At 55.2% G+C, this 24,238-nt stretch carries 23 protein-coding genes; 10 read left to right on the top strand and 13 right to left on the bottom strand.

Going from position 1 to position 24,238, the window contains the following annotated elements; all coding sequences use genetic code 11:
* Positions 1–85: 85 nt before the first annotated feature.
* From DHN60_RS14270 to DHN60_RS14245, 6 genes are all read right to left on the bottom strand, one after another.
* Positions 86–1,390, bottom strand: a complete 1,305-nt coding sequence (locus DHN60_RS14270; protein WP_108837993.1) for a branched-chain amino acid ABC transporter permease — start codon at positions 1,388–1,390, stop codon at positions 86–88.
* Positions 1,387–2,397, bottom strand: coding sequence for a branched-chain amino acid ABC transporter permease (locus DHN60_RS14265; RefSeq protein ID WP_108837992.1), 1,011 nt, complete (start codon positions 2,395–2,397; stop codon positions 1,387–1,389). Before DHN60_RS14265 ends, DHN60_RS14270 begins: the two co-directional genes overlap by 4 nt.
* Positions 2,397–2,672 carry a hypothetical protein gene (locus DHN60_RS14260; protein WP_108837991.1) on the bottom strand — a complete coding sequence of 92 codons (276 nt, stop codon included), beginning with the start codon at positions 2,670–2,672 and terminating at the stop codon, positions 2,397–2,399. Before DHN60_RS14260 ends, DHN60_RS14265 begins: the two co-directional genes overlap by 1 nt.
* A 2-nt stretch (positions 2,673–2,674) precedes the next feature.
* Positions 2,675–3,388, bottom strand: a complete 714-nt coding sequence (locus tag DHN60_RS14255; protein WP_108837990.1) for an ABC transporter ATP-binding protein — start codon at positions 3,386–3,388, stop codon at positions 2,675–2,677.
* Between the two features lie 93 nt (positions 3,389–3,481).
* Complete coding sequence (locus DHN60_RS14250) at positions 3,482–4,264, bottom strand: ABC transporter ATP-binding protein (protein WP_108837989.1); 783 nt, start codon at positions 4,262–4,264, stop codon at positions 3,482–3,484.
* Positions 4,265–4,359: 95 nt separating this feature from the next.
* Positions 4,360–5,559 (bottom strand): ABC transporter substrate-binding protein, encoded by a 1,200-nt coding sequence (locus DHN60_RS14245; RefSeq protein ID WP_108837988.1) that lies wholly within the window; start codon positions 5,557–5,559, stop codon positions 4,360–4,362.
* 176 nt (positions 5,560–5,735) lie between these two features.
* Between DHN60_RS14245 and DHN60_RS14240 the strand changes: the two genes are divergently transcribed.
* Positions 5,736–6,824, top strand: coding sequence for a PQQ-dependent sugar dehydrogenase (locus DHN60_RS14240; protein ID WP_108837987.1), 1,089 nt, complete (start codon positions 5,736–5,738; stop codon positions 6,822–6,824).
* A 32-nt stretch (positions 6,825–6,856) separates the two neighbouring features.
* On the opposite strand, the gene DHN60_RS14235 is transcribed toward DHN60_RS14240, so the two are convergent.
* The 5 genes from DHN60_RS14235 to DHN60_RS14215 all read right to left on the bottom strand — a co-directional run bounded on the left by DHN60_RS14235 (position 6,857) and on the right by DHN60_RS14215 (position 11,915).
* Positions 6,857–8,524, bottom strand: a complete 1,668-nt coding sequence (locus tag DHN60_RS14235; RefSeq protein ID WP_108837986.1) for a peroxidase — start codon at positions 8,522–8,524, stop codon at positions 6,857–6,859.
* Positions 8,521–9,522, bottom strand: coding sequence for a hypothetical protein (locus DHN60_RS14230; RefSeq protein WP_108837985.1), 1,002 nt, complete (start codon positions 9,520–9,522; stop codon positions 8,521–8,523). The genes DHN60_RS14235 and DHN60_RS14230 overlap by 4 nt, the downstream gene beginning before the upstream one ends.
* A gap of 2 nt (positions 9,523–9,524) precedes the next feature.
* On the bottom strand, positions 9,525–10,175 hold the full coding sequence (locus DHN60_RS14225; protein ID WP_108837984.1) for a hypothetical protein: 651 nt from the start codon (positions 10,173–10,175) through the stop codon (positions 9,525–9,527).
* 118 nt (positions 10,176–10,293) lie between these two features.
* Positions 10,294–10,731: an ion channel gene (locus DHN60_RS14220; protein ID WP_108837983.1), complete on the bottom strand. Its 438-nt coding sequence runs from the start codon at positions 10,729–10,731 to the stop codon at positions 10,294–10,296.
* A 218-nt stretch (positions 10,732–10,949) separates the two neighbouring features.
* Positions 10,950–11,915: an isopenicillin N synthase family oxygenase gene (locus DHN60_RS14215; protein WP_108837982.1), complete on the bottom strand. Its 966-nt coding sequence runs from the start codon at positions 11,913–11,915 to the stop codon at positions 10,950–10,952.
* A 477-nt stretch (positions 11,916–12,392) separates the two neighbouring features.
* Here DHN60_RS14215 and DHN60_RS22320 point away from each other — a divergent pair, with 477 nt between their 5' ends.
* From DHN60_RS22320 to DHN60_RS14205, 3 genes are all read left to right on the top strand, one after another.
* Positions 12,393–12,548 carry a hypothetical protein gene (locus tag DHN60_RS22320; protein WP_159089227.1) on the top strand — a complete coding sequence of 52 codons (156 nt, stop codon included), beginning with the start codon at positions 12,393–12,395 and terminating at the stop codon, positions 12,546–12,548.
* 357 nt (positions 12,549–12,905) lie between these two features.
* Entirely contained in the window at positions 12,906–13,403 is a 498-nt protein-coding gene (locus tag DHN60_RS14210; RefSeq protein WP_108837981.1) for a lactoylglutathione lyase family protein, read from the top strand.
* Between the two features lie 382 nt (positions 13,404–13,785).
* On the top strand, positions 13,786–14,808 hold the full coding sequence (locus DHN60_RS14205; RefSeq protein WP_108837980.1) for a D-cysteine desulfhydrase family protein: 1,023 nt from the start codon (positions 13,786–13,788) through the stop codon (positions 14,806–14,808).
* A 131-nt stretch (positions 14,809–14,939) separates the two neighbouring features.
* Here the strand turns inward: DHN60_RS14205 and DHN60_RS14200 are convergent, their stop codons facing one another.
* Positions 14,940–16,337: a tetratricopeptide repeat protein gene (locus DHN60_RS14200; protein ID WP_159089226.1), complete on the bottom strand. Its 1,398-nt coding sequence runs from the start codon at positions 16,335–16,337 to the stop codon at positions 14,940–14,942.
* A 316-nt stretch (positions 16,338–16,653) separates the two neighbouring features.
* On the opposite strand from DHN60_RS14200, the gene DHN60_RS14190 reads away from it, so the two are divergent.
* From DHN60_RS14190 to DHN60_RS14170, 5 genes are all read left to right on the top strand, one after another.
* Positions 16,654–18,297 (top strand): sulfatase-like hydrolase/transferase, encoded by a 1,644-nt coding sequence (locus tag DHN60_RS14190; protein ID WP_108837977.1) that lies wholly within the window; start codon positions 16,654–16,656, stop codon positions 18,295–18,297.
* Positions 18,298–18,610: 313 nt separating this feature from the next.
* Entirely contained in the window at positions 18,611–19,171 is a 561-nt protein-coding gene (locus DHN60_RS14185; RefSeq protein ID WP_108837976.1) for a hypothetical protein, read from the top strand.
* Positions 19,172–19,305: 134 nt separating this feature from the next.
* Positions 19,306–20,115: a hypothetical protein gene (locus DHN60_RS14180; protein WP_159089225.1), complete on the top strand. Its 810-nt coding sequence runs from the start codon at positions 19,306–19,308 to the stop codon at positions 20,113–20,115.
* A gap of 317 nt (positions 20,116–20,432) precedes the next feature.
* Positions 20,433–20,810 (top strand): rhodanese-like domain-containing protein, encoded by a 378-nt coding sequence (locus tag DHN60_RS14175; protein ID WP_108837974.1) that lies wholly within the window; start codon positions 20,433–20,435, stop codon positions 20,808–20,810.
* 122 nt (positions 20,811–20,932) lie between these two features.
* Positions 20,933–21,616 carry a DsbA family protein gene (locus DHN60_RS14170; RefSeq protein ID WP_108837973.1) on the top strand — a complete coding sequence of 228 codons (684 nt, stop codon included), beginning with the start codon at positions 20,933–20,935 and terminating at the stop codon, positions 21,614–21,616.
* Positions 21,617–22,077: 461 nt separating this feature from the next.
* Here the strand turns inward: DHN60_RS14170 and DHN60_RS14165 are convergent, their stop codons facing one another.
* Positions 22,078–23,064: a sterol desaturase family protein gene (locus DHN60_RS14165; protein ID WP_108837972.1), complete on the bottom strand. Its 987-nt coding sequence runs from the start codon at positions 23,062–23,064 to the stop codon at positions 22,078–22,080.
* Positions 23,065–23,166: 102 nt separating this feature from the next.
* Between DHN60_RS14165 and DHN60_RS14160 the strand changes: the two genes are divergently transcribed.
* Positions 23,167–24,090, top strand: coding sequence for a LysR family transcriptional regulator (locus DHN60_RS14160; protein ID WP_108837971.1), 924 nt, complete (start codon positions 23,167–23,169; stop codon positions 24,088–24,090).
* Positions 24,091–24,238 lie beyond the last annotated feature (148 nt).

The following is a 24,238-nucleotide window of genomic DNA, read 5'->3' as shown; positions in this document are numbered from 1 at the left end:
ATCAGGGGCGACATTCAAATACACAAACGCAACGTGACGAAAGAGGTATTCTAAACGACGGGTATGCCCCTGAGCGGACTTTCTTCTACCTCTCTGGGATCAGCCCCCGTGGGCTAAACCGCAGCACGAGGATCAGTACAAATCCCATGGTCAGCAACCGCATGTGCGCCGCTGAATCCAGCAGGTGGTCGCGCAACCAATAACCTTCGGCCATGCCTGAAGTTATCAGTTGCATCAGCCCAAGCCCAATTGGTTCGACCATCACCCAGAGCCACCAGATCAGGAACCCACCCAGCACCGAGCCGAGGTTGCTGCCAGACCCACCCACGATCACCATGACCCACACAAGAAAGGTAAAGCGCAGCGGTTGATAGCTGCCGGGGGTAAGTTGGCCGTCCAGCGTTGTCATCATCGCGCCCGCAATGCCGCAGATGGCAGACCCAAGCACGAAGACCTGCAAGTGGCGCGCGGTGACGTCCTTGCCCATGGCTTCGGCCGCGACCTCATTGTCACGGATGGCGCGCATCATGCGGCCCCACGGAGAGTGGAGTGCGCGTTGAGCCAGAATAAAGAGGGCGATCAGGACGACAGAGAACAAGCCAGCATAGATCAGTTTAACCCAGAGGGTGGAAGCCGTGACGGGGTCGAGACCCAGTCCCGCAGCGCGTTCGACGAAAGAGGGGTCATTTTGAAGATCAATTTCGTAAGGTGCGGGTCGGGGCAGGCCGACCACATTTTTGACACCGCGCGCCAGCCAGTCTTCGTTCTTCATCACGGCGATAATGATCTCGGCGATGCCGAGCGTCGCGATAGCGAGGTAATCCGAGCGCAAACCAAGCGCTGTTTTACCGATGACCCACGCCGCGCCCGCCGCCAAAAGTCCGCCCACAGGCCATGCGATGAGGATGGGGAGATTCAGGCCGCCAAGGTAGCCTGCGTTGGCGGGATTGACCGCTTCTACCGCCTGCACGCCGCCATCAAAGACCGCGCGGTATACGAAGAAACCGACAACAAGGATGGCAATCATACCAATTGCGCGCATCCGCCCCTTGGGCAAAGCGCCATAGGCAAGGATTGCGCCGACGATCGTGGCGGCTCCAAGGACAAGGGACAGGATCACGCGGATACCGCCAGCGGCCCATGCCTCGCCCACAGGGGGCATCGACACAAGCACAGTGGCAAGGCCGCCCAGTGCAACGAAACCCATGATCCCGACATTGAACAGCCCCGCAAAGCCCCATTGCAGGTTCACCCCTAGCGCCATGATCGCGCTGATCAGCCCAAAATTCAGCACAAACAGGGCAGAGTTCCAGCTTTGAACAAAGCCGGTCCCGATGATGAGAAGGGCGACGAATGCAAAATAGAGGGTATTGCGTGTGAGATCGCTCATACGGATTTCCCCGCGAAAAGGCCGGTCGGCTTGAACAGAAGCACGATCAGCAAGATTACGAAGCTAACCGCGAATTTGTAGTCGGTTGAGAGAAGCTGCGCGAGGCCGTCTGGCGCTATGGCCTCGGGGAGGGCGTAATTGGCGACCTTTTTCCACGCGTAGGTGATCATGACTTCGCTGAATGCGATGGTGAATCCCCCGGCAATGGCCCCGATGGGAGAGCCGAGGCCGCCGACGATAGCAGCGGCAAAGATGGGCAGGAGGAGTTGAAAATAGACGAAGGGTTTGAAGGATTTGTCCAGTCCGTAGAGCACACCCGCAATGGTCGCCAATGCGGCCACGATCAACCATGTGACCATCACGACGCGTTCGGGGTTGATGCCGGAGAGCAGCGCAAGGTCCTCGTTGTCCGAATAGGCCCGCATGGATTTGCCAGTGCGCGTGCGGTTGAGGAAGTAAAACAGAGCTGCGACTACGATGACGGCCGTGACCACTGTAATCCCTTGGGTGGTCTTGATGGCGAGCCCCTCTTGCAGGCCCGTCATCTCCTTGAACGTGCGCACCGAGATGATGAAGCGTTCGCCATCCGCAAAGCGCTGGTCATTGGGCCCGATGATAAAACGGACAAGCCCGTTCATGATGAACATGACGCCAAGAGAGACGATTACGAAGATCACCGGCTTGGCCTTTTGCTGGCGGTAGAATTTGTACACTGTTCGGTCGGTTAACAGCAAAAGGCCCGCACAGATCGCAATGCCAAAGGGCAGGGCGAGCAGGGCGGTCGGCAGGGGGCCAGCGCTAATGCCTATGGCCTGAAACCCCCATGTGATGAGGATCGTGGCCATCGTGCCGAACGCCATCGTGTCGCCATGGGCGAAGTTGGAAAAGCGCAAGATGCCGTAGATTAGGGTGACCCCCAGCGCGCCAAGGGCGAGTTGCGAGCCATAGGCGATGGCCGGGATCAGAACGAAGTTGGAGAGGGCGACAAAGGCGTTGAGGAGGTCCATTAATAGCCCTCTTCGAAGGTGTCAGTTGAGGCTTGCGTGATCAATGCCAGTGACTTGCTCATATATGTGAGGCCGCCAAGCGTCACGCCAAGCGCAAAGTGTGTTAAGCCTCGGTCAATGACTTCACCCGTGTTTTTGTAGTTTCCCAAGGATCGCGCGATTGACTTGGGGTTTTGACCAAATTGCGCATCAACAACAAAGCCCATGACGATCCTTAACACTCCTGAAAGTACCAGCAAAATGGCAACGACGGCAGCAACTAGCGTATAAATCATCCTCATCCCCCCAAGAAACTCTTGCGCACTTCAGGATCTGCCAGCAATTCCTTGCCCGTCCCCGTATACGCATTGCGCCCCTGCACCAAAACATAGCCTTTGTCTGCAATCTCAAGCGCTTGGCGGGCGTTCTGTTCTACCATCAGGATCGGAATGCCGGTGCGCGCCACTTCAATGATACGGTCAAACAATTCGTCCATGACGATGGGCGACACACCCGCCGTCGGCTCATCCAACATCAGCACCTTGGGCTGGGTCATCAGTGCACGGCCCACGGCCACCTGCTGTCGCTGACCGCCCGACAATTCACCCGCCGCCTGATAGCGTTTCTCTTTCAGGATCGGGAACAGATCATAGACCTGCGCCATGGTGCCGGAAAAATCATCGAGCCGGATAAAGGCACCCATCTCAAGGTTCTCCTCGACTGTCATCGAGGTGAAGATGTTGGAGGTCTGAGGCACAAAGCCCATGCCCTTGGCCACACGATCTTGCGGGGACAGGTCCGTGATGTCCTCGCCATCAAGGCGCACCGAGCCTTGGCGTACGTCCAGCATCCCAAACACTGCCTTCATCGCCGTCGATTTACCCGCCCCGTTGGGGCCGACAATCACCGCAATTTCGCCGGGTTCCACAGCCACCGTGCAGTCATGTAGAATGTCCGGCCCCGCACCATAGCCGCCGGTCATCGTGTCACCGATCAAAAAGGGCTCAGACATTGCGCCCTCCCTGTTTCTCTTGACCAGAAATACCACGGGGGTGTGGGGGTTGGCCCCCACGCGTCGGATTGGCTTTGCCAATTCGAAACAAGATCATGCGCCCACCTTGTCTTTGTTCTTGAGACCGGTGCCAAGATAGGCCTCGATCACCTGCTCATTGGCCTTGATCTCGGCCAGCGTTCCTTCGGCCAGCACACGGCCCTCAGCCATACATATGACGGGGTCACAAATCTTGCCGATGAAATCCATATCGTGTTCAATCACGACAAAAGTATAATTTCGCTCTTGGTTCAGCCGCAGGATCGCATCGCCAATGGTGTTGAGCAGGGTGCGGTTTACGCCCGCGCCGACCTCGTCCAGAAACACGATCTTGGCGTCCACCATCATGGTGCGCCCCAGCTCCAGCAGCTTTTTCTGCCCGCCCGAAACTTGTCCGGCTTTGTGATCGGCCAAATGTTCGACTGTCAGAAACTCCAGCACTTCGTCGGCCTTGGCGGCCAGTGCGCGTTCCTCGTTTGCGATGCGCTTGCGCCCGAACCACGTGTTCCACAGTGTCTCACCCGATTGTGCAGCGGGCACCATCATCAGGTTTTCACGGCAGGTCATGGACGAAAACTCTTGCGCGATCTGGAAGGTGCGCAGCAGGCCCTTGTGAAACAGGGTATGCGGCGGCAGGCCGGTGATGTCCTCACCGTCCATGGTCACGCGACCTGACGTTGGTGGAAGAACGCCCGCGATCACATTGAAAAGAGTTGTTTTTCCTGCACCGTTTGGGCCAATCAATCCGGTGATTGATCCCGGTTCGATTTTCAGCGACGCACCGTCCACGGCGTGAAATCCGCCGAAGTGTTTGTGCAGGTCGTCAACGACGATCATATCAGTCCCCGTATCACGTTAAGAGCGGCCTTTAAGATGCTGAAACAGCCCGAGGATTGCGCCTCGGGCTGTCTTGTTTGTACATGCAGAACGGATCAGCGGAAGCCGACCGTGTTGTCCACACCGCCGTCATAGTTGATTTCGCGGTAGTTGCCCGCGGCCTCACCCGGTCCGACCAGTTCGACGCCTGTGGCACCAACATAGTCGATGTCGCCGCCATCCTTGAGGATTTGCAGCGCTTTGGCCAACTCGCCCACGCCAATCTCTTCACCCGGCGCATTGGCGACGTTCATAACGTGCTCTTTGTAGTCATTGCTGTCTTTGGAGCCAGCCGCCTGCATCGCCAACATGATCAGCGCTGCTGCATCATAGCTTTCTGGTGTGAAGGGCGAAGAACTGTCAAAGGCACCGCCAACGTGATCGGCAAATGCTGTAGAAAGCTCTTCAGACGGGCTGGGGTGTGCACCCGAGGAGCCGTTGATTTCAGTGCCAAAGTTTTCCAGCAGTGCCGCAGAGACCATACCGTCTGGGAAGTGGAATGTGTCAAAGGCACCGGAATCAAGTGCTGCGCGCACGATGCCCGACCCGCCTTGGTCAACGTAGCCTGCGACGACAAGACGTTCACCGCCTGCTGATGCCAGCGCGCCAACTTCCGCGGAATAGTCGGCTTTCCCATCTTCGTGTGCTGCGTTGATCGTCACAGTACCGCCTGCGGCCTCAAACGCGGCCTGGAAGCTGTCAGCCAGACCCTTGCCATAGTCGTTGTTGGTGTAGGTCACGGCGACTTCTTTGATGCCCTGATCCATAAGCAGTTCGGTGATCACAACGCCTTGGCGCGCGTCAGAAGGTGACGTACGGAAGAACAGGCCGTTGTCTTCGTTGTCGTTGTGCGACAGGCCGGGGCTTGTGGCGGAAGGCGAGACCATCACAACACCGTTGGCCACGGCCACGTTGTTCAGGATCGCGCCTGTGACGCCGGAGCAATCAGCGCCCATGATGCCATCTACCTTGTCGGCTGTCACAAGACGTTCGGCGGCAGCCGATGCCGCGCCTGCGTCAATGCATGTCGAATCTGCGCGTACAGGCGTGACGGTTGCACTGTCGAGCAGCAAACCGGAATCCGTAACTTCCTTCATCGCCAGCTCAGCGCCATCGGCCATGGAAGGCGTCAGCGATTCAATGGGGCCGGTGAAACCCAGAATGATGCCGATTTTGACATCCGCTTGGTGACCGTCGGCAAAGGCAGAACCTGCCATCAGTGCCGTGGCCGCTGTGGCCATCATGAATTTTTTCATTTTGTTTCTCCCTTATTGGAACTGTTGTTCTGGTGAAGGACGTTACGTGCGGCTTTTGAAAAAGAAAAGTGGATTACTTTACGATGCAGCGGGCAATTTTCCTGTAATTCCGCCAAAAACGGCACATATGGACTGCAAAGAAGCCCTATCCATCGTTTGACAGACGGGAATCTGATATGAAAAACGCCCTTGCCCTTGCCCTGACCCTTTTGGCCGCGCCCGCACTTGCGCTTGATGCTGAGCGGGGGGCTGTCGCTGTGACAGCCGTTGCAACCGGGCTTGATGAACCTTGGGCTGTGGCGCCAATGCCGGATGGTGGTCTGCTGGTTACTGAGCGCGATGGTGCGCTGCAACTGATCCGGGACGGGCGGAAAAACAAGGTGGCGGGTACGCCGCGTGTCGTGGCACGGGGGCAGGGTGGTCTTCTCGACATCACACTGGCGCGCGATTTTGCCCGTACCCGCACCTTGTTTCTGACCTATTCCAAGCGGCAGGGCAGCGGGGCGGGCACAGCCCTAGCTGCGGCAGAGTTGAGCGCGGATGGCCGTCGTCTCGTCAACTTGCGCGACCTGTTTGAAAGCGCCCCTGGCAGCTCCGGGGGGAGGCACTTTGGCAGCCGCGTGGTCGAAGCGCGCGATGGCACGCTCTTTGTCACCATTGGAGACCGGGGGGATCGCCCATCTGCGCAGGATCGTTCCGTGCACAACGGTTCTATCGTTCGAGTGAACCGGGATGGGACGGTGCCGGGCGACAACCCCTTTGTGGATGTGGAGGGGGCAAGGCCTGAAATCTGGTCTTACGGACACCGCAATCCTCAGGGCGCAGGTCTGGATGCGCGCGGCACGCTTTGGACAGCGGAACACGGCGCACAAGGTGGGGACGAAGTGAACCGGATACAAAAGGGCGCGAACTTTGGGTGGCCTGTGATTTCCTATGGGGTGCATTATTCGGGTGCCAAGATCGGGCAGGGCACGTCGGCACCGGGCATGGAGCAGCCGGCGCACTACTGGGACCCGTCCATCGCTCCTTCGGGATTGATAGTCTATCAGGGTAGTATGTTCCCTGAATGGAAGGGCGACATGTTCGTCGGTTCACTCAAGTTCAGCTATATCTCGAGGCTGGATGTATCCGGCAAACGCGTGCGCGAAGTCGAACAGCTCGAAAGTGACGAGACCTTGCGCGTGCGCGATATCGTCGAGGATGCCGATGGCAGCATCCTGTTTGTTTCTGTGGGCAACGGGACAGTCTATCGCATGAGCCGCTAACGCGCGGGATTTCCGTGTGCGTGTGCATGTGCTCAGGTCGGGTCAACGATCCCCATCGCGATCAGGCGCAGGCATGTCATCGATGGGATAAAGAAGTATTCCCCTCCACGACATTCCACAAAGGTCTTGAGCTTGCTCATGATGTAGGGCGGCTTGCCTGACTTCGGGTCTGACGGAATCGTAAACCGTGTGTGCGTGCGGTGTTCTCCCAGCATCGGGCAGGTGTTGTTGCCTTGATGGAAGTCGAGCCCGTACTGAACCCACTGTTGCTGCACGAATTCAAACTGACGAAACAAGCTGGTTCCGATGATCATCATGGCCACGCCCTGTTCGGTGTCGTCCGTGTTTTTGCTCGGGTCCGACGCCCCGTATGGCAACCCCCGCCGCAACACACGACGGCGCTTGTTGAGCGCGTGGGTGGCGTTTTCGTTTGAGAAGGGACAGCCTGTATCATCAACGCCGGGTTTGTTCAAAGGATCAAGGTAGTCGCGCGTGTTCATCCGGCGGATATGCGCCCCACCGGGCACGTTGAAACCGGGCATGTCGTCGGCGTAATGAAAGTCAGATGCAGCCGGAGACCGCAGGTATTTGGCCTGATTTTCCAGAGCTTTGACAGGGTCCGGGTCGTCAAACCCATGTTCTGACCGGAAGGCTTGCCATTTTGCGTAAGTTGGCACGGTGGCCAGTGGCACCCCATCTGACCAGCGTCCGCACATTTTTGCCCGCAGCGTTTGTGCCGCCTCTTCGGCAGAGACGTCCATAACCGCGGCAAATGATTTGGCTTCTTCTGCCAGAACCTCATCGAACCGACCCACATATTCATGCAGTTTGCGGAAGGCCATGAAGGTGCCGTTTTGCGAAAATTCAGGCGGCATGGCGGCGGGCGGGAGTTCCTGGCTTTCGTCTGGATGACCAAGGATGAATTCACCGGTCTGGATTGGCACCCACTTGCCATCCACCTGCTTGCCCCGTCCGATTACTGCCGTCTTGGTTTTCTCTGGATCATATTGCCCGTCAAAGACCGGGTCTCCAATGCCGTCAGCAAAGCCGAAATGCTCTTTTGGGGTGGGCAGTTCTGTTTCACCGTACTTATCAAAGACTGCGTTGGCGGACTGATAGTCCGCCTTGCCGTCCTTGCCATGCCCACTCAACAAACGTACGCCGCCATCCGTGGCGTCACACAAGTCGCGCAACCACTGCGTCTGATCCTCCAGCGCGTCCACAGGCTCAGCAGTGCCGGGTGTCTTGAGTTGCGCATTGAGTGACACCCAGATGTGCACGTCATCGCGACCAGACGTGCCTGGCATGCGGTTGCGCTGCCAGATTAAATCCCAATGGGCATCCCATTCGGGGTCATTCTCGGCCACTTTGGTTGTGTCGCGATCCCCAAGGACAAAGGCGCGCGCCTTCATGCCGTCTACGAATTCGTCTGGCATGCCTTTGAGCGTGCGCGCAGGTACGCCCAACTGCCAAAGTCCAAAGAACGTGAGGCCGATGTTCACAGTGCAGTCCGGCTTTTTTGTCTGATCGGGCCAGCGTGCGGCTGTGGTCACTTGGCCACGCACATCATCCACGAATTTTCGCCCGGCTTTTCGGTCAGCGATATGAAAGAAGAAATAGCGCGCAAAGGGAAAGGAAAACCGCCCGTAGGCGCGCACCACGTTGCCTTGTATGTCGTGCAAGTTCAGGGCTTTGGTCATGGAGCACCTATCACGCCGGGGGCCTGTGTCGGACAGGAGCGGTCGCTGGGTTTGTGTTGCTTGAGAAAGGCGCCAAAGCGTGCGTGTAGATCGGCATCGTCTACCCCTTGGGATTCCACATAAAAGTCCGAAAATGCACGTTGCAAATAGAGAGATTTCAGCACAGAGGGCAGATCATCATATTCCCCCGGGGGCAGCGGCTTTTCTCCGTTGTGGATGGCATAAAGTACGGCCGCGAACCCGATGACTATGGTGGCAATCCCGCCAAAGATCAGAGCGAGCAGCGTGTTGGTGCCAAAGACAGGCATCTCCATCACCCCAAATATCCGCAAAATCAGACCGAGAAGTGCATAGAAAAGGGGCACCCCAACAGCGGCCAACAAAAGCTTGAGGGGCAGCCGATTGAACGTGGGCATTTTGAGGTAGTAGTCGTGGAACGGCATGGTCGTTTCCACGTGGCAGCGGTCCAGATAGGTTGCGAAGTCCTCGGCACTGTCTACGCTGTCAAAGCCGACGCAGTTTGAATAGACGGCGCGCAATTCGTCCTCCATCGTCTCCCAAAGCTTGGCCGCATAAGAGGCACGAACACGTTTTTGGTCTTCGGGGCCGAGGTCGCGGGGCAGGGGAGCACCGTCAACTTCGACCGCGTCAATGTCAGCGCAGAACACAAGGTAAGAGGTGTTGAGCCGGTCGACCTTTTGGATCGTGGCTGGATCGTCACCTGATATAGAGGCCGCCAGCGCGTTTTTACCCAACCGTCCATTGTAGACCACGTCGTTCAGCACAAACATCCGCGCAAGATGGGTGCGGGTGTTACGTGCGAACGGACTGTTCACCCCAATTTTCTCGGTTGCCGGGGATTGAAGTGCCGTGGGCATGCTGGCCAGTGCGATCCGCACATCCTGCGTGAAAGAAGTGTGTTTGTCCGGATTTGCGGCGGTGTCGCGAATGGGGGCAAAGGTTGTCAGAAAGATATGTCCGCTGTCGAGATCAGGCATGATCAACCCTCACTTGCGCTGGCGATGTAGTCGCCGCGATTGAGGTCGGCGCTTTCTGTGCTGAGGCTGGCAACCGGGCCGAACCCCGTGTCACCAAACCCAGCCTGTACACGGGCCACAGCGGCCTTGTAGGTTTTGGCGAACTCTTCGGGGGTTTGGCTTTTGTGAGCCTTTTCAAGGTCTAGCAGAGCGTCGTACATGGCCAGTGATGTTTTAATATCGCGCTGTGCTGCCCCCGGTGTGGCATTGTAATAGTAATCAGTGTGGATCTGATTGTGGGTGATGTAAGTCTTGAATGGGGTCACCGGGATCGACAGTGGGTATTTGGTGGCTGAAAACCAAAACAGGTTCAGGCCGTTGGGAATGCCGTCTGAAAAGGCGTCAATGTATTGATCCCACGTGCCGTTGAAGTTGGAGCAAAACAGCATGTAGTCATTGTCGATCTTTTGGCGGCCCTGACCCAGATCAGGCCAGTCTTGGGGTTTGATGATCACCCAGCGGGCAAAGTGGATCAAAGACAGGCCCAGCAGACCCATGAGCCGTTCCGGCATCCCCCGTGCGGCCATGAACAAAAGCCGGTTGATCCATGTGACCCGCGGGTTGCTTGGGGTCACCACATTCATGGCGTAGGCCTTGCCTGCAATATTTGTCATCCGTGACCTCAGCGCAAAATTCTAAATCAATGACTTGGAAGTACCACGGATGGTTGAATGTGTTAACGGTTTTTGCATCCGGATTGGGGGCAACGTCCCAATCTGAATTTCCGCGCGTTTAGCGGCGGTTGTATATCTCTGGATAGAGGGCGCTGAGCATGCTGATCAGGAACGCGGTGCTTATGCCAAAAGTCAGCATGCCGGTGACTGCAGCGAATGTGCCAAAGATGCGCAAGCTTTCGCCCAGCACAAGATCGCCGTAGCCCAGCGTCGTGTAAGTCACCATGGAAAAGTAAAAGCTGGTGGCGAAGTCAGTGATCGCCGCGCTGACCATCAACGCAATCGCCCATGTCCAGACCTGCACCGTATGCGCCAGAAGAATGATTAATACGCTGGTGCCCAGAACGATCGCGCGTCCGAACGAATTCTCATTGTGCACGACACGCAGCCCAACCTTTTTGAGAATCGGAATTGCGCCTGCCACGATGCCCACATGAACAAGGGCACAAAACGTCAACAGGGCGCTGCCAAACAGAATTTGCAGTGTCGTCGTCATAGTCTGGCCCTATCTGTTCACTCGTCAAACACGAGCATCAAAGCTGCGGGACCATAGGACAGGACGCCCCCTAATGAACATACTCCAAACGCCCATCCGTGGGCCAGAATTGTACCTTTCTGGCCTCTCACCCGCAGCCGACGATGCGGAGCCGCTTTACTGCATCGTCAAAGCCGACAATCCATTGATCACAACGTCAGGAAACGGGCGGACTGTCCCTATTTTGATTTTTGATCTGATGGGTCAGCCTGATGTGCGTCATAGCTGGCTTCCAATTCGCCCTTTAAAAAGTCGCCGAAAATCAAGGGTTCAAACTTTGCTGAACCCGTTCCCGCGAGAGGTTCGATGGTCGCCAACACATTGGGGTCAAAGAAGAATGGAACCGAGTACCGCTCCCGCCCCGAAGCATTGATTACCCTGTGCGGTGTAGACAACAGTTTTCCGTTCGACATGCGGTGCAACATGTCGCCGACGTTCACGATGAAAGCGTCGTCTTGCGGCGGTGCATCCACCCACTGACCCTCTGGCGTCTGAACCTGCAGACCGCCGACATCATCCTGTGCCAGCAACGTCAAACACCCAAAGTCCTTGTGCGGAGCGGATCCATAGAGATCTTGCGGCGCTTGTGGCGGAAGCGGGGGATAGTGAAGCAGGCGCAACCAAAGCGTTGGTGTTTCGAACGCGTTGAGAATGGACGTGTCAGTCGTGCCGATCGCATCCAGCGCCAATCCCATCAGTTTGCGACCCAACTCGGTCATTGCTTGCACATACGCCTCACACGCGTCCCGAAACCCATTCAAATCTGGCCATTGGTTTGGACCGGACAAATACAAATCGGGATCGGTCTTTGTGTCTTCTCGCATCATCATAAACGACGCGGATTGGTTGGGTTTTGTCACCTCGGCCAGATCGGAATTCACGTCTGTTGAGGTGTTGATGGCAATATAGCCGCGATGGGTCTCATTGAGCGCGATTGCCTGTTTTGCCGCGTCCGGCAAGTCGTGAAACCGCTTTGAGTAAGCAAACACGGCTTTGCGCAACGTCGGGGGTACGCCATGGTTAACGATATAAGCAAAACCGATGTTTCCATAGGCGTCAGCGAAATTTGCGGCCAGTTGGCGGGTGTCCTCGCCATTGATCAATGGCGCAAGATCAAGCACCGGTACTTCTGTGAATTCAGTCATCTAAAGTCTCCAAACGTCGTGTGCAGGGTGGCGTGGTTGCGACGCTGGCTATCCGGCAAAACGCTTTCGACGATGGGCGCCGTGACGTTCTAAGACGACATGATGCGGAAACTCTGACATGGACAACACCGTATGACAGAGCTTGGTTTGGATCAACTGTCACAAACGGTTCTGAGCCGACCTTGGCGCAGGGCGCGCCAATGACACTTATGCGGACAACGGTCGTGCCGACTGCGGGATGCTGAATGGGCAATTGCATGCTGCGCAACAATAGTTGGCGGGATGTCCAAAGAACTTGGCTGACCTTCAAAAGTTTACCAGGCAAATCGCCCTCATATCTGAAGTGATCGGACGGACTGGTTTAATGGTTTCTTTTTTGGGTGGGGGGTCCGTCTGGTCACGAGGCGCGGCGATAGCAACTCCCCCAGACGTTTGCTGCCCGCGCCTCGACTGCCAATCAAGCTGAGGAGCCCTGATATGAAACCAGAATACAAAACCTCCAAACAAATACTTGAAATCTACGAGCTCCAAGCGGCGTTTCCGGTTGGAACATCAGTTTCTGATGGATCGCTAGCGCCGACCTACAAAACGTCAGAAGAGTTATTGAGAGAAATACATCGCCGGGCGGCCTAGCGACATCCCAAAGGTTGTCTCCAGTTCCTAAGGCACAGCATTGTTTTCTGAACTTAGGTGAAATCGCCGCTCAGGTCCGCTCTAACAACAAACTGTCAGTTCGCGACAGTCGCAGCATCGGGAAGATGGGCTCGTGACCGTCATTCGCTGCGGTTGGTACGAACTGGCGCTTTGCCAAGTTTCCGGAATTTCGCTGCAAGAGCAAAATTCGCCACCACTGCTCATCCAGCATTCAGAAAGGTCGAAGAGAACCGGATGTTCGCCACGGATCAATCCACGGCCATTTCTTCGGGGAGAATTTGACGTGCCTTGAAGGCTCAGAGTAGCATCGCTGAACCACCACCAAATGGAGCCTCCATGCAACAATACCCCAGAACGTTTTCGCATATCGGTCTTTCCGTGCCAGACGTCGATGCAGCCGTGAAATTCTACTCTGAGGTGCTTGGTTTTTATGTCATTATGCCGCCCACTGATGTTGTTGAGGATGATAGTGACATCGGCATGATGTGTTCGGATGTTTTTGGCCCCGACTGGAAGAAAATTCGCATCGCTCACCTTGCAACGGCTGACAGAGTTGGCATTGAAATCTTTGAATTCGATGGGAATTACGCGCCAGAGGACAACATTGATTTCCGCCGAAACGGGACGTTCCACTTCTGTATTCAAGACCCAGATGTCGAGGGGCTCGTCGAGAAAATTGTAAGCGCTGGCGGAAAGCAGAGAATGCCGATCCGATACTACTACCCAAACGAAAAACCATATCGCATGGTGTATGTTGAGGATCCTTTTGGAATAGTGTTCGAGCTATACAGCCACTCCTATGAGTTGACCTATTCTTCAGGGGCGTACACCTAGTGCTTTGACCGCGAGCCGGAATTGGCTTCGGACTCTCTGTCGCCGTCCATGGCGTCAATTTCCGGACTGCGGCGGCTGGGCGGTTCACGACAACTGAACCAATGTCGAACTTGAAAACCCCAAGCTGGATGACTGTCAACTTTTCGCTGTTAACCGTCGGCTGGCTGCGTGTGGTGTCCGGCAGGTTTGGTCGCAAGACTATCATTGGGGCAGCGCGCAGTGAACGATCGCTTTGAGGCCAAAAAAGCGAACCCTGCAATTATTTCCCGTACCGCTTTGCAAAAGCAGTTGCCAAAGATGAGCCTGCCCAAGCGACTACTGTCCTTGTTGGGACTCTATGATAGGTTGCCCGACAAGATCGCCCTTTGAGCACAAGTTAGAAATGAAAGATCGCGGCCAATATTTGACGGCTCTTGAACGATTTTCACGGGCTGCAATCGGGCATCTGCCCACCCGGGTCGAGGCCATGCCAAACCTCGGGCAAGAGTTAGGTCTGTCACTTTTCGTCAAGCGTGATGATTGCACAGGCATAGGCTTTGGCGGCAACAAGGTGCGTCAATTGGAGTACTATTTGGGCGCTGCTCAAGACGTCCAGTCTGATGTCCTTCTCATTACCGGAGCTGTGCAGTCCAATTTCGTGCGCACCGCAGCTGCGATGGGATGCAAACTTGGGATACGTTGCCACATACAGCTGGAAGAACGTGTCCCTGAAATCTCCGACCTGCATCGCACGAACGGAAACGTATTGCTGGACAGGTTGCTTGGCGCGACGCTCCATTCGTACCCCGACGGCGAAGACGAAACCGGGGCTGACGCCGCAATCCGGCGTATCGCCGATAGCTTGCGCGACGCAGGGCAAAGACCTTATGTCATTCCGCTAGGTGCGGACAGCGAACCGCTCGGGGCCCTTGGATATGTTCGAGCAGCATTGGAAGTCTTGCCACAAATAGAGGCGATTGGCGGCGTAGATGAAATCGTTGTCGCGTCGGGAAGTGCGCTGACCCATGCTGGCCTGTTGCTGGGTCTTCGCTTGGCTGGAGATACAACTCCTGTTCGCGGTGTCTGCGTCCGTCGCAATGCGACACTGCAGACCTTGCGTGTCACTCAACGCATTGCAGATACAGCAGCCCTTTTGGGCCTAGATGGTCAGGTTGTAGCGCCCCAAGACGTGTCCGTCACGGATGCCGCACTTGGGCCCGGATATGGGCAGATGACGGTCGACACGCGCGCGGCTATTGAACGGACGGCGCGCACAGAAGGCCTGTTTTTGGATCCCGTATATACTGGCAAGGTGATGGCGGGATTGATCAAGCTGGCGGAGGCCGATGCGCTCTGTGGACGGCGTGTTTTGTTTTGGCACACTGGTGGGCAGCCGGCGCTGTTTGGCTACTCTGACCAGTTTTGACGGGATTTGCTCTGACACTGTAAAAACTGTCGTCTAGGCATTTTGATTTGAATATCTGTTCCAAAGTACCCGCAAAGCTGTAAGTTCAGCGGATCCCGATTGGCGCAAAAAGTGTTCAGGTTCGGCATGACCTAGATATTCGGAGTCCAACCTGCCCTGAGCATTGCGCTTACTAAGTCCTCGGCATGCGTGGTGTCCACAAACAACCGGCGCAAAACCAAGTCAATTCGCGCATTTGGCCATGCATCAGTGTACTGAGCAGCAAGTTTCTGCGCGCGATCATGCCGCCCCAGTTTTTCGTTTGCTGCCATCAAATATGCCAAAGTTGGGGGGCCGATTGGAGCGCCAGATGCGATTGCTTGCTCAAATGCAGCGATTGTGCCGGAGTAGTCGCCAAGGTGATAGCGGGCGGACCCAATCGCATTTCGAAAAACAAAACCCGTTTCCCCGGTTGTTGACGGTTCGATCCGTTCACTTACTTCGATTACGCGCTCAAAATCCCCTGCATAGAGCGAAATCAAAGAATCAAACTCTGCAATATGGGGATCATCAGGCTTCAACCGAACGGCGAGTGCTGATTTCCGTGTCGCGTCTTCCACATTCCCTTTCGCAAAATCGACCCAAGCCATGGCCGACTGGCTCCAAGCGTCTTCGGGAGCGAGTTCTAAGGCTTTCGCAGCGTTTGTGTCTGCACGCTCAAGCGCCTGAAACGCGAGTTCTTGGTTGGGTTCGAGCAATGATACTGTTGCCTGTACCTGTGCTGTTCCCGCGTAACCCCCAAAAAACGTGTCATCGGTTTTTATTGCTTCTGCAAAGGTAACCGCTGCTGTTTCGAGCTGGCCAGGCCCCAATGCGGGGAAAATGAGATCACGCCCGATTTCCGCAAGGTTGATCGAACGCAAACGAGTGGGTGCAACGTCAAATATTGCTGTACGTTCGTCCAGACGGGTTCCAACACTCTGGCTATTGTTTTGCACCAGAAGAATTCCAGACCCAACAATGATGGCAGCGACAACTACTGCTCCCGCGAACCACAGCTTGAAATTTGAACGTCTTGGTTGCCCGACTTCATCAGGTGTTCTGGCGACAGTTTGGGCGATCCGTTCAAACGTTGGCGTGTATCCACCTTTAGGAAGGGAAAGCCGGACCGCGTCTTCTTTCCCAACGTCGCCATAGTAGTCTTCAAGCTTGCGGCGCAGGCGTCCAGCATCAACACGTACAATGCCTTCCCGGCTCTCCAGCTCGTCGACAGTGTAGCCGTAGGCATCCATTCCAATGGTCTTTGCTTTGATGTCGGAGCCGCGCCCAGCAAGCGTTTCTTCGACAAGATATTCCAGAAAGCTACGGAGGCGTTCTGAGCGGGCCAACCCGTCCCAAGAGCTTATTCGAGCCAGCGCTGTACGAATGTCTTGCTCGGCAAGGCCATGAATTCCACTATCAGCCTCCAATGTCTCGACCTCGAATAAGTTGCTGTTATTATTATGTAATAATGACTGTGCTACCGTAGCATACGCCGTCAAACGTTTCAATTCCTCACATGTCAGGCCACCATACGGATGAGTGCTTGGAAGCAAGAGGCCCCCAATTGGAACGATCAAATGAAGTCACGATTCTGACAGCCGCGTTCCCTGGTCAGCAAGCTCCAATGCGAGCTTTGCGCCACTCAGATAGTGAATTTGACGAGATTTGCTCAGATTTCGTTGAGCTTACTCGCATTGCGTCAGCGTCAGAAGGTTCGAGGGACATGGCGGAAATAGTCGAAAGCCTCACCGATCTAAAACAAGAGATCAAATCCGCCTTAGAGCGCGCCGAAAATAGTAACTGAAGCAAAGAGAGAGACCACCAATGAAACCACTCAAGTATACGCTGCCGGCTCTTCTATTGAGCGTCGGGTCGGCGCTTGCACAGGACGCCCCGATCATACACGACGGAGAGTTCAATTTTCTTCGCGCTCAGTTTGGCGAACAATGGGACGCACAAGACGTTGAGATTGACGCCCGTCTCGCCGAAATCCGAGAAGAAAAGGGCGGTGCGCCAAACATCCTCTATGTTCTGATTGACGATGTGAGCTTTGGGATGCTCGGCAATCGGTCGATGAACTATGTCACCGGGATTGACACGCCCAACATCAATGATCTTGCCGCTGAAGGTATGTCACTGATGCGGATGTACACCGAGCCATCCTGCACACCCACCCGGACCGCCATGTTGACAGGGCGCCACCCCGTGCGTGCGGGAGTGGAAGAAGTAAAGGTTGCGTTGGTTGGCGAGGGTTTGTCTGCCGAAGAGGTGACAATTGCCGAGGTTCTCAAGCAGGCAGGTTACAACACGGCGCACGTGGGGAAATGGCATCAGGGTGATATCGAGCAATCCTATCCCCACAACCAAGGTTTTGACTGGGCGGCTTTCCCGACGCATCAGCAGGTCCAACTGTCTTTGATGACCCGCGAGGCGATGGAAGCCAACAATATGGTCGGCCTCGACCCCTCTGGGCAGACCAACCCATTCGCGATTGACCAACGTTTCAAACCCTACGGTCTCGTCACAGGTCTGGAAGCTGAAGCGGGCGGTTTGGCCCGTGAAGTGGATATGGAGCCGGGCGAAGTTTGGACACAAGCCAAATACCGCGACATGAATGAGCGGTACCAGAGTCAGGCGATTGAACAGTTGAACAAACTGGCCGGAGAAGAAGAACCTTTCTTCCTGCAGTACTGGCCGCTTTACCCGTTGAACTTTGTGTACGATCAAGAACAGCAAACATCGCGCAACGGTGGCTACATGGCTGAAAAGCTGGAGCTTCTCGACGTCTGGCTGGGTGACTTGTTCGACGAGGTCGAAAAGCTGGGCATCGAGGACAACACCATCGTCATGCTGATGGCGGACAACGGTATCTTCAACTACTACTCTCCGGCCCAATCGGGGTTCATGGAGTTGATCTACCGTGGCGGCAAAACACAACACCTTGAAGGTGGCGTAAGAACTGACGCATTCGTCCGCTGGCCCGGTGTCATCGAAGCAGGAAGCGCTGCAGGCGACATCGTGCACGTGTCCGATTTGTTTACGACATTCGCACGCCTCGGCAACGCCACCGATTTCATCCCGCGTGACCGGGTTATCGATGGCGTCGACCAGACAGCGCTGTTGCTGGAAGGCGAAGGCAACTCGCGCCGTGATTATGTCTATGTGTATGAAGGCCCGGTTTTGCGCTCTGTCGTAAAGCAGGAGTTCAAAATGCACCTGCCACCTCCGGGACTGCCGGGCGCTGCAGCGGAAACCTTCAACGTGTTGCGTGACCCCCGCGAGGAAAGCTCGCAGATCGGAATAGCACTCTGGGCGGGCGCATCCTTCCAGGACATGATCAAACGGCACGCGAAAACCATCGGCAAGTATCCACACCTGCCTTTGGGCAAGGGCGTACCTTACGAAGGCATCGAAAACCTGCGTCCTGAAAGCGAACTGGCACGCGAAGTCTTCGCAAGCTGGCAGTAATCCTCACAAGTCCCGCCCCGATCATTCGGGGCGGGACCTACCAGAATGACAGTGACTGTGGGCGTTGCCCTTCCCAATCAAGTCAACTCATAGCCAGAAGGCCGAGAACGTGAACCTGAATCCCAGTTTTTCCGGAGCAAGAGAATTATGCGGCCTTGGCGCTTTCTGCTGCGTTTGCTTTGCATCGACGACTGCTTACTCGGAAGAAAACGCATCAAACCCTCTCGCGGCCGTTAATAGTACCGATTTGCGGTATCAGTATTTTGATCTTGGAGACGCGGATAAACAGGACGCTTTCATTGATGGCTCTTACATGCTGCGGCCCAATCTAAAGCTCAAATACGAACTCCACTACAACTCAACTGATGTGACTGGCGCGCGCGAAAAAGGATTGGAAAAGGTCAATGCCAAGCTGATCTACTTCCCATCGGCACGCGATCTCAACGAAACGTGGGCTGTCAAAACGGCTGTGGGCCTGGAATGGATCATCGATCTGGGCGACACATCGAAAGGTATCGGCACGGAGTCAGATCAACTTGCTCCGTTGGTGGGGGCCGCCTTCTCCAACAAAACGACCGGGTTAACCTTGCTGCCGCTAATTCAGCACTTTGAGAGCTACAATGGTCCCACAGATGTCAGTCAAACAGCGCTCAGGCTCATCGCGATTCAACCGTTTGCCGAGAGTTGGTGGGTAAAGGGTGACCTGAAAGTTCCCTTTGATTGGGAGAACGACAGCTGGCCCGCGTCCGCCGAATTGCAAGTCGGTTACAATGTGAATGAGGGCATCGCTGTCTACGCAGACCTCTTACTCGGGATCGGAAGTGATCGCACCTACGACCAAGGGATCGGGTTTGGTTTGCGGTTCAATTATTAAGGAATGTCATGTCTGGCGGCAGAGAAAACAGACATGTCGGCCGTAGAGCCGAAGATCACAAATTCTGCCCAGTCTTTCAGCGAACTTTGTCTTTGTTCGCGCAGCTACTCTACCAATCTGAAGGAAACTCCAAAATGAAGAATCTTCCCGCGGTAGCCGCCATTGTATTTTCGTCAACGTGCCTTTCGACGGGCATGTCTTCTGCGGATCCGATGACACGGCCGGACCAAAGTGATGCGGAATGGCGTTACACAGGTGCATTCTACGCTTTCACACCACTTCGAACTCGCGGTACGACAACAGTTTCCGGCGTGTCAGCCCCCGTCGATTTGGACCTTGGAGAGGTTCTGGAGAACCTTGATTTTGCAGCGTCTGGACGTTTTAAGGCCTGGAAGGGGAACTGGGGGCTTATCTTTGATGCCAATTACTATTCCATCAGCGCCGGTGGGTCCTTGCCAGGTCCAGGTGCCGGATCAGTTGATGTAAATGTACGCCAGAAGTGGCTGGGTCTACTTGCAGCATATCGGGTTGCGAACGGAACATATGGAGCCAGCGGGAAACGATACACGGTCGATGTTCAGGCGGGCGCCCGCTACAATTCACTGCGACAGGAAGTGGACATAGCAACGCCTGGTCCGACAACCACTCTGGGTGGAGATGATAGTTGGTGGGAACCAGTCATTGGCGCGCGCGGCAAATGGGAATTGAATGAAGAATGGGCGACAGTGGCCTCAGTCGAGTTTGGTGGATTTGGCGCTGGCGGTAATGATTTACAAGTCGGTCTAAACGTCGGATTTGATTATCAGCCTTGGGACAACACCTCGATCCTGTTTGGATACAGATACTTCAGCATCGATTACAGCACGACACTGGCAAGCGGCCCTTTTGGATATGATGTTGAACAACACGGACCCTACATTGGGGTGAAATACGTATTCCAGTAACGCTGGACACCTCAAGAGCATGTCGCAGAGAGGATAGCGCAATTGCGGTCTTTTCCGACAACACAATGTATCCTGTGTTTGGAGACACAGTTGCCGCCCAAGCTGCAACAAGAGTCATCTAGATTGTCTTGATGGCCGCTCTGGCTCTACGGTTCGAGTGGCGAAAGCCGCCAGCAGCACAAGAGCAGCGAACGGCTGCTCCGAGCCAAAAACGGGCTCCATATTTGCATAGAATTGAACCAGATAAATCGCGTGCTTGCTATTTCCGCAAGCGAGTTAGAAACTCGGTGTGACGGGCTTTCGCAGGAGAAACGAAGATGAAATTAGCCAACGACTATCTAGAAGAAGCAAATGCCGCTGTGCCCAGAATTTCAACGGAAGATGGCATCAAGAAGCACACAGATGGACAATCTGTTTTTGTTGATGTCCGAGATAGCGCCGATGTCGCGAAGACTGGCACCATTGCAGGTGCTGTTTTGGTTGCACGTGGCATGCTCGAGTTTAAGGCGGATGACACTCACCAACTCCACAATCCGGCCCTAAAAAAAGATGCGGACATCGTTTTGGTCTGCGGCGCCGGTGGCCAGGCCGCGCTTAGCGGTAAAACCCTTGTGGAAATGGGGTTTAAAAATGTGTCGAATGTTGGCGGTATCTCAGCTTGGAAGGACGCAGGTGGTCCGATGGAGCAAGTCTGACACGCTCGAGGTTGATATCGAATAGGGCAAGCAATCGATCGCCGAGAGTTCGATCGCAAGGGCAGGGCCGGTCAACAAGGCCGGCCCGCCATCATCATTTCCGCAACTAAGGACCAAATTCTATGAGCCCGCTGAAATTGGTTCACTTCTCCGACATCCTATGCATCTGGGCCTTTATCGGACAGTCGCCTCTCTATCGGCTCGCTGAGCGGTTTGGCGACCAAGTAGATATCGAAGTGCACTACACTTCGGTATTTCCAGATACCAAAGCAAAGATTTCCAAACTGTGGGGAAACAAAGGTGGCTTTGACGGGTATGCCCACCACGTGCAGGACGTGGCGCGTGGCTTTGACGCCATAAAGGTACATCAGAAAGTCTGGTCCGAAACCCGACCTCTCTCCTCGGCCAGCCCGCATCTTTTTCTGAAAGCTGTGGAACTGGTGGCTCAAGATGAATGCGCACCAGATTATCAATCGCGTCTGTCTGTGAGAGCCGCAAGAGCACTTCGTTCTGCATTCTTTGAGGACGCACAAGACATCTCTGACTGGTCCGTTCAAAAAGACGTTAGCGAAGGCATCGGACTAGAGTTTTCTGATGTCTGCAAAAGGATCGAAACGGGTGAAGCTATGGCACAGCTGATCAGTGATTATGAGCTCGCCCAATCGACAGGGGTAAAAGGCAGCCCAACTTACGTGATCAACAATGGTCGGCAGATATTATTCGGGAACATAAGTTACGCCATTCTTGAGGCGAATGTTGCCGAGGTTCTCAAGGAACAAAATCAACTGAAAGCCAGTCCTTGCTGAGAACGAGCGAAAGGCGGCTTCGTTCGTAAGGCGGTCGCTCAGGCAACGTGCAGCGACCTGATCTTCTCCCACTGAAATGGTCCGCCCCCATAGTTAGGATTCGGAGGATCAAACATGGGAATCAAACGACACAAGCCAGAAGAGATTATCACTAAGTTACAGCAGGTTGAGGTACTGTGCGGGTCGCCACAACAGACCGGCTGCGCCCGCCATCATCGCACCCATTACATCGTGCAATGCCTCGGTCGCGTCTGTGTGTTTGCCCAAGGCAGGCCAAACTGGAAATGCGTGTCAGGGGCGGCTTTGGCGAAATGTGAACGCTCTGGTACTCAGGCCGTGCCGATCATGTCCAGCCAGGCTTGGACGCGGCAATCGCCTCTTTTTCGCGGGCAACCTGGACGCAGGCGATTGTACGTTTCCCTTGTGCGCCCATCAGATCCTTGACTGTCATCCCTCCCATGTCACTTGGCCCCGTTCGTAAATTTCTTGCGACGTTCGCGGATCTTCGCGTCGGATTCCACAGTTCCGTCATGGAACGAGCCAAACCACTTGTCCCACGGCAGTTCAAGCGATCCGTAGTTACATTCGAAATAGCGGTGGTGCATCTGGTGGTGGAATGTCCCCAACTTCAGGCGGTTCTTGTCTTTGACCACCATCCCTTCGAACCCAGTGTGGGTCGTCGCTGCTGTCAGCGCATAGTACTGCAGATGGAACAGAATATGCACGGGGTGGGCTGCTACGACAAAGTGGATCAGCACGGACCCAAGGAAGATCAAATGCTCAACCGGATGCATCGCCATGCCCGACCACGGACCCACGTTGATGTTACGGTGATGCAGCGCGTGGACATGTTTATAAAAGAACGGAATGTGCAGGAACCGGTGAATCCAGTAGAAATAGAAGCTTTCCCAAACGGGGATCAGCAGAAAGAGCGCGATGAACCAGATCGGATGCGCGGCCCATGTCAGCATCGGCGCATAGCCATTGGCCATCGACCAGAACATCAGCACCTCGTAACAGGTCCAAACCGTGACGCCGCTTGCGATGGTCCAGAACATGTTGTCACGGATTTGACCGCCCAGCGTGAACTGCCGCCCGTTTTTCATCAGTGGGCGCGGGTCGTATTTTAGGTCCTGCCCCTGCTTGGTGAAGGTGTAGAAGTAAAGATGCAGCCCGCCCGCAACCAGCGTCATCAATGCGACGTTGCGGATGAACATCTGTGCAATCCACCCGAAGGCCAGTGTGCGTGTTTCCTCTAACGGTGGTTGAAACCAGTAGAACGAGATGCAGGCGATCGCGACCACGATCAATCGTTCTGTGATGAAGAACCACGAGTTCCAGAACCACTTGATCATGGCCATAGGGCGCGGCGGCCAGCTGAAGAATGGCGACACTTGCAGCGGCACGTTCGGCGTGTGGTTCCAGCCTTTCAGTTGAGCGTCAGACATCAATCGTCTCCTCGACAAATTGCGCGCTTAGTTTGGCATGATTTATTTAGACGGAAAAATAGTATTAAAAGACCAACATCATCACAAATTCAGAGATACCGGATGGCACTGACCCTTAAAGCGATGGAATACTTCACGACTGCCCTGCGTCATGGCAGTATCGCAAAAGCAGCGGCAGAGCTGAATATCGCAGCCTCGGCGGTATCCAGTGCGATTGATCAGGTCGAAGCGGAGTTTGATCTGACCCTTGTGATCCGCCAGCGCGCGCGGGGGATAAAAGCGAATGCGGCAGGGCGGGATGTGGCGCGAAAATGCGAACATTTGTTGGAAGACTACCAATCGCTTCTGCTTGAAGGCACAGCGCTGAAGCAATCGCAAAGCGGGACCCTCAAGATCGGGTACTATGCCCCCATCGCTCCCGCGTTCTTGCCGCAAGTGTTTGATGCGTTCTTGTCCAACACCGCAGATGCCACACTTGAGCTGGAAGAATGTAACAACGATGACGCCCAAGACGGGCTGCTTAACGGAACATACGACGCCATCCTGTTTGTTGCGGAGGGTGTTCGCCCGTCGATCGAATTTGACACGTTGATCACGGCGCCGCCGTACTGCTTGTTGCCCAAGGCCCACCCGTTGGCGCGGTTTGACGTGGTCACTATGGCTCAGATTGCAAAAGAACCCTTGGTTGTTCTGAACCGGCCAGTGGCGGCCTCCTATTACGAAGGGCTATTTCAATCCGGCACGCGGCAGGCGCCCGTTGTGGCCTATGCGAACTCAACTGAAATGGTGCGCAGTCTTGTCGCCGCTGAAAGGGGATGCGCGATCCTCAATATGCTCCCTCTGACCAATGAAACATACGGCGGCGCGTCCGTCGTCGCGCGGCCGATCTCAGATACCCTGCCTCCACTGACGCTTGCCCTTGGCTACGACAGCACGCGTCCCAGACGGATTGTTCAGGATTTCGCGCAAGCCTGCCGCGACCACTTTGGCAAATCCGGGCCAACGCAATGTATCATTTCTGGTTAGAGTCCAGATGAGATGGCGTTGGCAAATACAACATTAACGGCAACAACGTGTTCGGAGGCTTGTGCCTCTTCGCGCCGACCAAACTGGACGGGGTAGGTCACCCCATTGACCGGCGGATCAGAAAGGCGAATCCTCGCGCTTTCCTGAG

It is taken from the genome of Tateyamaria sp. Alg231-49, assembly GCF_900143535.1.
In the GTDB taxonomy this organism is placed as follows: domain Bacteria; phylum Pseudomonadota; class Alphaproteobacteria; order Rhodobacterales; family Rhodobacteraceae; genus Tateyamaria.
Note: the sequence above shows the minus strand (reverse complement) of the source record. Positions and strands in the feature narration are given on the sequence as shown.